The organism is Buchnera aphidicola (Artemisaphis artemisicola) (assembly GCF_005082365.1).
Lineage (GTDB): Bacteria > Pseudomonadota > Gammaproteobacteria > Enterobacterales > Enterobacteriaceae > Buchnera > Buchnera aphidicola_AR.
Genome location: NZ_CP034900.1, coordinates 268,527 through 281,087 on the forward strand (window position 1 = coordinate 268,527; position 12,561 = coordinate 281,087).

The 12,561-nt window shown below is 26.3% G+C and carries 13 protein-coding genes, 3 tRNA genes, 1 rRNA gene and 1 pseudogene; 10 read left to right on the top strand and 8 right to left on the bottom strand.

The window, feature by feature from the left end; genetic code table 11:
• Window positions 1–38 precede the first annotated feature (38 nt).
• The gene (argS, locus tag D9V59_RS01210; RefSeq protein ID WP_158364320.1) at window positions 39–1,766 is read right to left on the bottom strand and encodes an arginine--tRNA ligase; all 1,728 of its coding nucleotides are present in this window, start codon (window positions 1,764–1,766) and stop codon (window positions 39–41) included.
• Between the two features lie 353 nt (window positions 1,767–2,119).
• On the opposite strand from argS, the gene D9V59_RS01215 reads away from it, so the two are divergent.
• From D9V59_RS01215 to D9V59_RS01225, 3 genes are all read left to right on the top strand, one after another.
• Window positions 2,120–3,666: ribosomal RNA gene (locus D9V59_RS01215) — 16S ribosomal RNA — on the top strand.
• A 54-nt stretch (window positions 3,667–3,720) separates the two neighbouring features.
• Window positions 3,721–3,797, top strand: a tRNA-Ile gene (locus D9V59_RS01220).
• Window positions 3,798–3,809: 12 nt separating this feature from the next.
• Window positions 3,810–3,882 (top strand) — tRNA-Ala (locus tag D9V59_RS01225).
• Here D9V59_RS01225 and gloB read toward each other — a convergent pair.
• Window positions 3,864–4,634 (bottom strand): hydroxyacylglutathione hydrolase, encoded by a 771-nt coding sequence (gloB, locus tag D9V59_RS01230; protein ID WP_158364322.1) that lies wholly within the window; start codon window positions 4,632–4,634, stop codon window positions 3,864–3,866. The genes D9V59_RS01225 and gloB overlap by 19 nt on opposite strands.
• Window positions 4,635–4,682: 48 nt before the next feature.
• A pseudogene (rnhA, locus tag D9V59_RS03115) lies at window positions 4,683–5,152 on the bottom strand (ribonuclease HI).
• A 41-nt stretch (window positions 5,153–5,193) separates the two neighbouring features.
• Here rnhA and dnaQ point away from each other — a divergent pair.
• The 5 genes from dnaQ (at window position 5,194) to D9V59_RS01265 (ending at window position 8,009) form a co-directional block, all read left to right on the top strand.
• Window positions 5,194–5,910, top strand: coding sequence for a DNA polymerase III subunit epsilon (dnaQ, locus tag D9V59_RS01245; RefSeq protein ID WP_158364982.1), 717 nt, complete (start codon window positions 5,194–5,196; stop codon window positions 5,908–5,910).
• 70 nt (window positions 5,911–5,980) lie between these two features.
• Window positions 5,981–6,054 (top strand) — tRNA-Asp (locus tag D9V59_RS01250).
• 95 nt (window positions 6,055–6,149) lie between these two features.
• On the top strand, window positions 6,150–6,734 hold the full coding sequence (lpcA, locus tag D9V59_RS01255) for a D-sedoheptulose 7-phosphate isomerase (protein WP_158364329.1): 585 nt from the start codon (window positions 6,150–6,152) through the stop codon (window positions 6,732–6,734).
• A 125-nt stretch (window positions 6,735–6,859) separates the two neighbouring features.
• The gene (gene gpt, locus D9V59_RS01260; RefSeq protein ID WP_158364331.1) at window positions 6,860–7,357 is read left to right on the top strand and encodes a xanthine phosphoribosyltransferase; all 498 of its coding nucleotides are present in this window, start codon (window positions 6,860–6,862) and stop codon (window positions 7,355–7,357) included.
• Between the two features lie 91 nt (window positions 7,358–7,448).
• Entirely contained in the window at window positions 7,449–8,009 is a 561-nt protein-coding gene (locus D9V59_RS01265; protein ID WP_158364333.1) for a nucleotide exchange factor GrpE, read from the top strand.
• A 92-nt stretch (window positions 8,010–8,101) separates the two neighbouring features.
• On the opposite strand, the gene D9V59_RS01270 is transcribed toward D9V59_RS01265, so the two are convergent.
• A complete protein-coding gene (locus D9V59_RS01270; protein ID WP_158364335.1) occupies window positions 8,102–8,392 on the bottom strand; it encodes an RnfH family protein in 291 nt (96 codons plus the stop codon).
• Between the two features lie 77 nt (window positions 8,393–8,469).
• Between D9V59_RS01270 and smpB the strand changes: the two genes are divergently transcribed.
• Both smpB and tadA read left to right on the top strand, forming a co-directional pair.
• On the top strand, window positions 8,470–8,946 hold the full coding sequence (gene smpB / locus D9V59_RS01275) for an SsrA-binding protein SmpB (RefSeq protein WP_158364337.1): 477 nt from the start codon (window positions 8,470–8,472) through the stop codon (window positions 8,944–8,946).
• Between the two features lie 15 nt (window positions 8,947–8,961).
• Window positions 8,962–9,444, top strand: coding sequence for a tRNA adenosine(34) deaminase TadA (gene tadA / locus D9V59_RS01280; RefSeq protein ID WP_158364339.1), 483 nt, complete (start codon window positions 8,962–8,964; stop codon window positions 9,442–9,444).
• Window positions 9,445–9,459: 15 nt separating this feature from the next.
• Here the strand turns inward: tadA and acpS are convergent, their stop codons facing one another.
• The 4 genes from acpS to lepB form a co-directional block, all read right to left on the bottom strand.
• Window positions 9,460–9,840, bottom strand: coding sequence for a holo-ACP synthase (gene acpS, locus D9V59_RS01285; protein WP_158364341.1), 381 nt, complete (start codon window positions 9,838–9,840; stop codon window positions 9,460–9,462).
• A 130-nt stretch (window positions 9,841–9,970) separates the two neighbouring features.
• Window positions 9,971–10,816 (bottom strand): GTPase Era, encoded by an 846-nt coding sequence (gene era / locus D9V59_RS01290; protein ID WP_158364343.1) that lies wholly within the window; start codon window positions 10,814–10,816, stop codon window positions 9,971–9,973.
• Window positions 10,813–11,493 carry a ribonuclease III gene (rnc, locus tag D9V59_RS01295; RefSeq protein WP_158364345.1) on the bottom strand — a complete coding sequence of 227 codons (681 nt, stop codon included), beginning with the start codon at window positions 11,491–11,493 and terminating at the stop codon, window positions 10,813–10,815. The genes era and rnc overlap by 4 nt, the downstream gene beginning before the upstream one ends.
• 125 nt (window positions 11,494–11,618) lie before the next feature.
• The gene (gene lepB / locus D9V59_RS01300; RefSeq protein WP_158364347.1) at window positions 11,619–12,560 is read right to left on the bottom strand and encodes a signal peptidase I; all 942 of its coding nucleotides are present in this window, start codon (window positions 12,558–12,560) and stop codon (window positions 11,619–11,621) included.
• Between the last annotated feature and the right edge of the window lies 1 nt (window position 12,561).

The window sequence follows — 12,561 nt, forward strand, 5'->3', positions numbered from 1 at the left end:
TCCTCACCTTACTAAATTTTTAAAATAAAAATAACTTTTTACATTTTTTTGATTGTTTTAATACCGAGAATGTTTAGTCCTTTTTTTAATGTTTTAGCAGTTAAAATCGATAATTTTAATCTACTTTTACATATTTTTATTTTTTTAGCAAAAAGTACTGAACATTCTTCATAGAAAGTAGAAAAACAAGTAGCTAGTTGGTAGAGATATTTACACATTATATGAGGAGTTCCTTTTTCAGAAATCAATAGAACAATTTCTTCAAATTCTAGTATTTTAATTGCTAAATTAATTTCGCTTTTTTTTGTTAAAATAGTTTTTTGTTTTAATTGATTAATAGGTATAGTAGATTTTTTTATTATAGAAATAATTCTTGTATATGCATACTGTATGTAAGGTGCTGTATTTCCTTCAAAACTTAACATTTTATCCCAATCGAAAATATAATTAGTGTGTCTGTTTTTAGATAAATCGGAATATTTTACTGCACTAATACCTATTATATTAGCTAATTTTATTAATTTTCTTTTAGATAAATTCGGGTTTTTATTTTTAATAATATTAGTAGCTCTTTCAATTGCTTCATCAATAAGTTTAGAGAGTTTTATTGTATTACCGTCTCGTGTTTTAAATGGTCTTTTATTCTGAGACAACATCATTCCAAATGTATGATGTTCTAATAAAAAATTTTGGGGTATATAATTAGCTTTTTTAGCTATAGTCCATGCTTGTATTAAATGTTGATTTTGACGAGAATCTGTATAGTATATAATTCGATCGGCATGAAGTTTTTGATATCTATATTTAAAACAAGCAATATCAGTAGTAGAATATAAAAATCCTTTATCTTTTTTTTGAATTACTACACCCATGGATTCTCCTAATCTATTTTTAAATTCTTTTAAAAAAACGATTGTAGAACCATTTTTTTCAATTGCTATTTTTTTATTTTTAAGATCTTCAACAATTCCAGGGAGAATTTTTCTATATAAACTTTCTCCCATAGTATCTTGTTCTTTTAAAGTCACATTTAATTTTTTATATATTTTATAATTCTCAATCATTGTAACAGATACTAACTTTTTCCAAATAGTACAGCAATATTCATCTCCATTTTGCAATTTTACTACATATTTTCTAGATTTTTCTGCAAATAATTTGTCATCATCATATTTTTTTTTTGCTTTACAATAAAAATTTTCAAGTTCTATAAGAGAGAAATTATTGTTTTTTAAATTTTTTTCTTCTAAGTATGCTATCAACATACCAAATTGTGTTCCCCAATCCCCAATATGATTTGCTCTAATCACATTATGTCCTAAAAAAATTAATGCTCTTACTATAACGTCTCCAATTATTGTTGATCGCAAATGCCCTATGTGCATTTCTTTAGCAATGTTTGGAGACGAGTAATCTATTACAATGTTTTTAGAAGGAACATAATTTATACCAAGACGATGTGAAATAAAAATTTTTTCTAATTCTTCAGAAATCCAATGATGATTAATAAAAAAATTAATAAAACCTGGTTTAGAAAACGTTATTTTTTGGTACATATATTTATTCTTAATATTCAAGATGATTATCTTAGATAATTTATCAGGTTCTAATTTTAACTCGTTAGCTATTTTAATTAAGTTATTAATCTGATAATGACCTCGTTCTGTTTTTTTATTTAGTATAATAATAGGTTCATAATTACTTTCAGAATTAATTTTTATTAAAATATCTTGAATATCTTTTTTAATTATATTTTTTAAATTCATATTAAAATGCCTTTTTAAATAAATAAGTATATATTATTGTTGAAAAAGTTAATATAAAAGATATATTCTATGATACCTTATAAATGTAAATAAATATTTGATTCTATTTAAAATAGAATATTATTTTTTTAAATTATGTATTAATTTAATTTTTACAATTTAAAAAAATTTTTTGTTTTTTATATAAAAAGGTTGACAACATAATAAAAAGAAGATAATCTTTAATCATCAAGTTTTCAAAAACAAAAATCGCTCTTTAAAAATATATTAGATAATCTGTGTGGGCACAGAAATTAAGTACAAAACGTATTTATTCATAAATTTCTTAAAGATTCTTTTTAAGAACAGTTTTTCAATTGAAGAGTTTGATCATGGCTCAGATTGAACGCTGGCGGCAAGCCTAACACATGCAAGTCGAGCGGCAGCGAAAGAAAGCTTGCTTTCTTGTCGGCGAGCGGCAAACGGGTGAGTAATATCTGGGGATCTGCCCAAAAGAGGGGGATAACTACTAGAAATGGTAGCTAATACCGCATAACGTTGAAAAACCAAAGTGGGGGACCTTATTGGCCTCATGCTTTTGGATGAACCCAGACGAGATTAGCTTGTTGGTAGAGTAATAGCCTACCAAGGCAACGATCTCTAGCTGGTCTGAGAGGATAACCAGCCACACTGGAACTGAGACACGGTCCAGACTCCTACGGGAGGCAGCAGTGGGGAATATTGCACAATGGGCGAAAGCCTGATGCAGCTATGCCGCGTGTATGAAGAAGGCCTTAGGGTTGTAAAGTACTTTCAGCGGGGAGGAAAAAAATAAAACTAATAATTTTATTTCTTGACGTTACCCGAAGAAGAAGCACCGGCTAACTCCGTGCCAGCAGCCGCGGTAATACGGAGGGTGCAAGCGTTAATCAGAATTACTGGGCGTAAAGAGCGCGTAGGTGGTTTTTTAAGTCAGATGTGAAAGCCCTGGGCTCAACCTAGGAACTGCATTTGAAACTGAAAAACTAGAGTCTCATAGAGGGAGGTAGAATTCTAGGTGTAGCGGTGAAATGCGTAGATATCTGGAGGAATACCTGTGGCGAAAGCGGCCTCCTAAACGAAGACTGACACTGAGGCGCGAAAGCGTGGGGAGCAAACAGGATTAGATACCCTGGTAGTCCATGCCGTAAACGATGTCGACTTGGAGGTTGTTTCCAAGAGAATTGACTTCCGAAGCTAACGCATTAAGTCGACCGCCTGGGGAGTACGGCCGCAAGGCTAAAACTCAAATGAATTGACGGGGGCCCGCACAAGCGGTGGAGCATGTGGTTTAATTCGATGCAACGCGAAAAACCTTACCTGGTCTTGACATCCACAGAATTTTTTAGAAATAAGAAAGTGCCTTCGGGAACTGTGAGACAGGTGCTGCATGGCTGTCGTCAGCTCGTGTTGTGAAATGTTGGGTTAAGTCCCGCAACGAGCGCAACCCTTATCCCCTGTTGCCATCGGTTCGGCCGGGAACTCAGAGGAGACTGCCGGTTATAAACCGGAGGAAGGTGGGGACGACGTCAAGTCATCATGGCCCTTACGACCAGGGCTACACACGTGCTACAATGGTTTATACAAAGAGAAGCAAATCTGCAAAGACAAGCAAACCTCATAAAGTAAGTCGTAGTCCGGACTGGAGTCTGCAACTCGACTCCACGAAGTCGGAATCGCTAGTAATCGTGGATCAGAATGCCACGGTGAATACGTTCCCGGGCCTTGTACACACCGCCCGTCACACCATGGGAGTGGGTTGCAAAAGAAGCAGGTATCCTAACCTTTAAAAAGGAAGGCGCCTACCACTTTGTGATTCATGACTGGGGTGAAGTCGTAACAAGGTAACCGTAGGGGAACCTGCGGTTGGATCACCTCCTTAAAAATATATACTTTTTTGAAAGTGCCCACACAAATTATCTAATACAAAATTAGAAGGCTTGTAGCTCAGATGGTTAGAGCGCACCCCTGATAAGGGTGAGGTCGGTGGTTCAATTCCACTCAGGCCTACCAATTAAATCATCTGGGGCTATAGCTCAGCTGGGAGAGCGCCTGCCTTGCACGCAGGAGGTCAGCGGTTCAATCCCGCTTAGCTCCAAAAAAACTATCTTTTTTTATTCTTAATTGAACAAATACATCAAAAGGTGTCGAATTTCCTTTTAACTTCATTATTTCTTTTAAATAAATTTCATCAGTTCTTAAAAATAGATTAATTTTTTTTTCAAATAAAATATATGAAGGTAAGCTAGATTTTCCGGATTGAATTACATTTTTTATCTTTTTAAAAAAAAATAAAATTCTTTTATCATCAGGTAAAATAGACATAGCAAATTTTAAATTTTCTAACGTATATTCATGAGCACAACATAAAAAAGTGCTATCTGGAAAAGATTGAATTAATTTAAGAGAATTGTACATATCTAAATATTTTTTTTTATAAACTCGCCCGCAACCCCCTGAAAAAAGAGTATCTCCACAAAAAAGATATGGTTTACTGTAGTACGAAACATGTCCTAACGTGTGACCTGGAGTAAAAAATACATAAAATATTCTATCTAAAATAGAAATTTCATCTCCTTCAGTAATAATATGTGTTACGTATTTTTCTTTTGTTTCATACGGTCCAAAAATTTTTACTTTAGGATAATATTTAATTATATTTTTTACACCGTCTGTATGATCTGAATGATTATGAGTTAATAAAATAGCAATTGGATATAACTTTTTTTTCTTCATTTCTGATATGACAGGTTCAGATAATCCAGGATCTATAATGATACAAGCACCATAAACATTACAAAGAATCCAAATATAGTTATCAATCAATATAGAAATTTTTTTTAAAATCATATTATAATCGTCTTTTTATATATAAAAATTTTTATTTCAGATAAATTTTCATAACTTACTATTTTCATAGTAAATATCTTTTTTAGAAGGATTATGAGCAGCATTTTTTGCTATTATATCACATCTTTCATTTTCAAAATGACCAATATGAGATTTAACCCAAAACCAATTAACTAAGTGTTTTTGCAAAGCATTGTTAATACGTAACCATAAATCTATATTTTTTACAGATTTTTTTCTTGTGGTTTTCCATTTTTTTTTTTCCATATCGGCATCCAATCAGTAATTCCTTTTTTTACATATAAACTATCTGTAATAATTTCTACTAAACATGATTCATTAAGTGATTCTAATCCTGATATTATAGCCATTAATTCCATTCTATTATTTGTAGTTAAATAAAAACCTGAAGTTAATATCTTTTCATGTAATTTATAACGTAATATTGTACCATATCCTCCTGCTCCTGGATTTCCTAAACACGAACCATCTGTAAATATTTTAACTATTTTTAACATAATAACAGTTATTCCAAAATTATATATGTGATAAAATTATGATTAATCAAAAAAGAATAGTTGTACTAGATACTGAAACAACAGGAATTAACAAAAGTAATTTTCCTTATATCAATCATAGAATTATAGAAATTGGTGCGGTTGAAATTATTAATCGTCGTTTTACCGGAAATAATTTTCATAAATATGTTCAGCCGAATAGATCAATAGAACATGATGCTTTTAAAATTCATAAAATCACTGATGATTTTTTATTAGATAAACCTTTATTTAAAGATATAGCTGATGATTTTTTATATTATATTAAAAATTCTCAATTAGTTATCCATAATGCTTCTTTTGATTTAGGATTTATAAATCAAGAATTAATGATGTTAAATAAAAAAATAAAAAAAGTCGATACACTTTGTTCTATTGTTGATACATTAAAAATCGCTAGAAAATTATTTCCTGGTAAAAAAAATACCTTAGATGCATTATGTAAACGTTATAAAATTAATAAATCTTATAGAGATGTACATAGTGCAATTATAGACTCTTTTTTATTAGGAAAATTATATCTTTTAATGACAGGAGGTCAAGAACAAATGTTTGTTTGTGATACAATAAATGATAAAAAACTTATTCAAAAATCAAAAAATTTTATTAGAACAGTACATTCTCCTTTAAAAGTCATTAAATCTACAGAAAAAGAAAAAAGTTTACATGAACAATATTTACAATATATGAAAAAAAATAATATATGTTTGTGGAAATAATTTTTTAACAAATCTATAAAAGATTATTGACTGAATTTTTTAAAATATGTACAATGGTATTATACTAAAAGGTGCGGTAGTTCAGTTGGTTAGAATATCGGCCTGTCACGCCGAGGGTCGCGGGTTCGAATCCCGTCCGCACCGAAAAAATATAATTTTAAAAAAATACTCTATAGTTATTTTTTAAAATAAAATATTTCATATATTTTTATTAAATAAAAATTTAAAAATTTCAAATTATGTATAAAAAAATTATTGCATCTGAATTTAATACCGCATCAAAAATACTTCATAAATTTTTAAGAGATGAAAATCAAATATATAAAATTCAAAATTCTGCTATTTTAATTGCTAAATCTTTTCAAAATGGAAAAAAAGTTATATCTTGTGGAAATGGTGGTTCGCACTGTGATGCTGTACATTTTTCAGAAGAATTAACTAGTGTTTACAGAAAAAAAAGATCTGGATATCCAGCTATATCAATTTCTGATAGTAGTTATATTTCTGCAGTAAGTAATGATTTTGGATATGATAAAGTATTTTCACGTTTTATTGAAAGTCTTGGATGTAAAAATGATGTGCTATTAGCAATTTCTACTTCTGGTAACTCTTTAAATATTATTAAAGCCATACAGGCAGCAAAGAAAAAAAAAATGAAGACTATCGTTTTAACAGGAAATGATGGAGGAAAAATTAAAGATTTATCTGATATAGAAATTTGTATTCCTTATTATGGATATTCAGACAGAATACAAGAAATGCATATTAAAATTATTCATATATTAATATTAATTATAGAAATAGAAATGCAAAAATTTGATTAACTATACAAAATTATATTTTTTTAAAACAAACATTGTTTTACTGTATCAAAGTAAATTAAAATCCTGACTTACAAATTATTTCCACTTTTTAATAAATACTATTTTATAGTTTTGGAATTTCTTTTATGAGTGAGAAATATATTGTCACCTGGGATATGCTTCAAATTTATACTAAAAAATTAGCTCATCGATTACTTGAAAGAATAAATTCTTATAATGGAATTATTGCCGTAAGTCGAGGAGGTCTTGTTCCATCAGCTTTATTAGCTAGAGAATTAAATATAAGATTTATTGATACTGTATGTATTGCAAGTTACAATTATGATTGTTTGAAAAAAAATAGAAAAATCATTAAAAAAGCAAATAGTGATGGAGAAAAAATAATTGTAGTAGATGATTTAGTTGATACTGGCGGAACTGCAAAAATTATTCGAAATTTATATCCAAAATCATATTTTGTCACTATTTTTGCTAAACCTATGGGTCGTTTATTAGTAGATGATTACATTATAGACATCCCTCAAAACGTATGGATCGAACAACCTTGGGATATGTCAATTTCTTATATTCCTCCTCTTATTCAAGACTATAAATCAAAAAAATATCTTAATTTAAAAAAATAAAAACTATACTTTTAAAGATTTTTCATATTTTTTTTTAAAACGCAAGCTTAATAAATATTTTTTTAAAGTAAATATTAACAAGGATATATCTATGATAAATAAAGAAGAAAATAATAATAAAAATATAAAAAAAAATAATGAAAACAGCATCGATGATAATTTAATAAAAAATAATTTAATTAAATTTTTAAAAATTCAATTACAAGAATCTGAAGAAAAAATAATAGAAACAGAAAAAATTAGTGAACAAGAAACTACTTTATTATCTAACAGATTAGAAAAAGAAATTGAAAAAGCTAGAAAGTTTTCTCTAGAAAAATTATTATCAAATTTTTTACCTATTATTGATAATATAGAACGCACATTGCATACAATAGAAAAAAATAAATCAAAAAAAAATTATACAAATTTTTTAGATAAAGTGAAATTTACTAATAATTTATTAAAAGATTTATGCATATCATTAAATATTGAAAAAATAGATAAAGTTCATATATCTTTTAATCCTGCTATTCATGAAGCTATGTCAATTTATTATACTGATGAAATAGAGTCAAATCAAATAGTTACAGTTATGCAACCAGGCTATATTTTACATAAATCTCGTTTACTTCGTCCAGCTATGGTAGTAGTTTCAAAGAAAAAAAAATAACAATTATATATTTTTAGATTTAATAAAGATTAAAACTTTTAATTTTATTAAATCTAAAAATAAATATTTTTTATTAATTTAAAAGATATATATTAAATATTTCTTTTAAGAAAAGAAAGTTTCTTTCGTCTCCTTTCTTTTGGATCAATTATTAAATTTCTATAAATTTCAATTCTATCTCCATCGTGGATGTATGATGTTAAATTTATTAATTTGTTATATATTCCAAAACTATTCTTATATAATGAAATGTTATTATGTTTTTTTAATATATTTGATGCTAAGATTGCATCTTTCACAGTAGCTCCTAATTTTAATTTTACTTTATAAATATATTGAATGTTTGGCAGAGCGTAAACTACTATTACTTGAATATTATTCATAATATTTAATAATAAATATATTTTTTGTAATTTTAATAAATATTTTAACTTATTTTGATTTTGGAATAAATTTAATTATGTTTTACAAAAAAAAATATGATATAAAATCATCTAAAATTGTAATTAATAAAAAAGCATACCACAATTATTTTATAGAGGAAACATTTCAATCTGGTCTTATATTAGAAGGATGGGAAGTTAAATCAATTAGATCAGGTCGAATTAATATATCAGAAAGTTATATAACTAATACTTTTAATGAATTATATCTTTATAATTGTCTTATTCAAGCTCTACCTATGTCTTCAAATCATATTTTTTGTAATCCAATTCGAAAAAGAAAATTATTATTACATAAAAATGAAATTAATTTTTTATCTATGAAAATAAAAAATATAGGATATACATTGATTCCTTTATCTTTATTTTGGAAAAAATCTTGGTGTAAATTAGAATTAGGATTAGCAAAAGGAAAAACTTTATATGATAAAAGATTAGATTCAAAAAAAAAGGAATGGAATAAAGAAAAATTTAAAATACTCAAAAAAAATTAATTTTATAAAAAATACATGGTATCTAATAAACAAGATAAAAATTGGATGAAAATTGCTTTAGAATACGCATATTATGCTCAAAAAAAAGGAGAAGTTCCTATAGGAGCAATATTAGTTTTCGAAAAAAATATTATTGGCATTGGCTGGAATAGTTCTATTACTAAAAATGATCCTACTGCACATGCAGAAATTATTGCATTAAGAGATGCAGCAAAAAAAATAAAAAATTATAGATTATTAAATACTACATTATACGTGACTTTACAGCCTTGTATGATGTGTTGTGGAGCTATTATAAACAGTCGTATTGAAAGATTAGTATTTGGTGCTAATTATACAAAATCTGATAATAGAAATTCTTTAAAAAATATTTTTTTCAATTTAGAGCAAGACTATAAATTAAATATTAAAAAAAATATATTAGAAAAAGAATGTTCTAGTGTTTTAATGAAATTTTTCCAAGAAAAAAGAAAAAATAAAGTTTATTCTAATAAATAATTCAATGATTTAGAATTAAGATTCTAAAATAACTAAAGCACAGGTGTACAACTTTTCATCGGATATACTGACATGTACAAATTTACACTTAATTTTTATAGATTTTTTTAAAGCATTTTTTAAAAAACGTAATTTTGGTTTTCCCAATTTATTGTTATAAAATTCTAATTCGTTAAATCTAATTCCATGATTTATACCTGTTCCTAATGCTTTAGAAGCAGCTTCTTTTGCCGCAAATTTTTTTGCAAGAAAATAAATACTATTCTTACTAAGAATATATTGATTCCTTTCTTCTAGAGATAAAATTTTTTTAATAAATTTATCTCCGTAATTAAAAAAAATTTTTTTAATACGTAAGATCTCTACAATATCTGTTCCTATACCTATAATAGACATTATTAATAACATACCTCTAATTAATATTATTTATTTATTATAAAATAATTATTTTTTAAAATTAGTTAAATAATTCAAGTTTTAACTAATTTTAAAAAATTAGTTTTTTTGTTGATTACTTTTTAAATAATTAATTTTTAACCCATAAAATAAGGCAAGTTTTAATATGAAATTCTTTTTCTATATTGTATCTTGATATAGTACTAATTTTTTTTATTTTTTCTCCATTATGACCAATAACAATTCTTTTTTGTCTATTGTTTTTTACCCAAATAATAGCTCTTATATTAAATTTTTTATATTGTTCTTCGTGAAAAGATTCAATTGTTACCTTAACGATAGAAGGTAATTCATCTCCTAAAAAAAATATTAATTGTTCCCGAATAATTTCAGAAATTGTAAAAAATTTAGAATTAGTTGTAATCCAATTCTTGGGATATAAATGTTTTGTTTTAGGTAAATATGATTTAATTATTTTATTCAAAAAGATTATATCTTTTATTTTTTTAGCAGAAATAGGAATAATTTCTGTAGAAGAGATTTTTTTCTTTAAAAAATCTATAAAAGGCAATAAAATTTCCTTATTAAGAATTTTATCAATTTTATTAATCAAAATAATAATTGGAATGTTATTTTTTTTAATTTTATTTAAAATAATTTCATCTTCTTTAGTCCAGTAGATACGATCAATAATAAAAATTATTAATGTTGTATTTTTTATTAATATATGAATATTATTTTTGTTATCTTTATTTGAATTATTTCTGTTATTACAAACAATTCCAGGTGTATCAATGTAAATACATTGATGAGAATCCTGTGTTTTAATGCCTATAATGTTTTTTTGTGTTGTGTTTTTTTTTCTCGACACAATCGAAATTTTTTTTTCGATTATTTGATTCAGCAATGTTGATTTTCCAACATTTACCTTACCAATAATAGTTATATATCCACAATAGTTTGATTTTATATTCACTCTACACCTAATTGAATTAATGCTTTTTGAGCTGCATCTTGTTCAGCTTTTCTTCTACTAGAACCAGTGCCAATTAAATGTTCTGAAATAGTGCTTACTTTACAATGAATAGTAAATATTTGATTATGAGCTTCACCATATATTTCTACTATAAAATATGTAGGCAAAGATAAATGTTTCGATTGTAAATATTCTTGTAATCGTGTTTTAGGATCTTTCTGGTTATCTCCAGGATTAATTTTTTCTAAACGCTTTTCATACCATTTTAATATTAATTCTTCTACAGTTTGAATATTACTGTCTAAATAAATACTGCCAATTAAAGCTTCAACAGTATTTGCTAAAATAGATTCACGACGAAAACCACCACTTTTTAGCTCTCCTTGTCCTAACTTTAAATATTCTCCTAAATCAAATTCATATGCAATTTCTGCTAATGTATTACCCCGCACTAAAGTTGCTCTCATACGACTCATTTCTCCTTCATCAATATATGGAAAATGTTGATACAAAGCATTTGCAATTACAAAACTTAAAATAGAATCACCCAAAAATTCCAATCTTTCATTATGTTTACTACTTGCACTCCGATGTGTTAGAGCTTGTCTCAAAAGATCTTTATGAGTAAAAGTATATCCTAATACTTTTTGTATTTTTTTTGTTATGATATAGTTCATGTTATACCAATTTCAATAATATTTTAACTGATTTTACATATAACATAGAAAAACAGAAATTTTAATAAAATTAAAAGTGCATCTTTAGTATATAATATTAATTGCATTACGCTACATTAATTTTTTTAATATATATTTCCAATTCTGTTGATACGTATGCCTGTAGGCCATTCATTTTCATTTTTATCGAAACTCATCCATATTTTAATGGCTTTTCCAACTAAGTTTTTTTCAGGTACAAACCCCCAATAACGACTATCTAAACTATTATCACGATTATCTCCCATCATAAAATACTCACCTTTGGGTACAATCCAAGTTAATTTAGGCATATTTTTTTGCTGATAATATTCTTGTTTCGGATTTTTAATATTACTTAACAATAATATATTATGTTTAAAATTATTAATATCTTCTTGAAGAATATCAAAATATAATGAATTATATGTTTTTTGTTGTGACGTAGAATATTCATTATTAAATAAGTATATTTTCTGAATAAAATTACTTGATTTAGCTTGAGAATAACGTATTAATATTTTTTTTGTGCAATTTTTTTTTATTAAATAATTTTTACATATTTTTACATGTTTATTATGAATATTATATTCAATTTTATCTCCAGGTAATCCTATTACACGTTTAATATAGTATAAATTATGTTCGAGAGGATGTTTAAAAACTACAATATCCCCACGTTTAGGATGACCTATATCTATTAGTGTTTTATTCGTAATTGGATCTTTAATACCATATGAAAACTTTTCAACTATGATAAAATCTCCTACTAAAAGTGTAGGCATCATAGAACCTGAAGGAATTTGAAAAGGTTCATAAATAAATGAACGCATAATAAATACGAATAAAAAAACAGGAAAAAAGGATGCTAAAGATTGTAAAAATGTTTTGCAATTTAAAATTGTATTGTTGTTTTTATATGAATTATTTTTTTTAATTATTTTTTTATTAATTAAATAATTTTTAATATTTTTAATACGATAAAAAACCCAAAATATTCCAGTAAAAAACGTGCTAATTAATAAAAAAATAGTTAATATATTAGACATT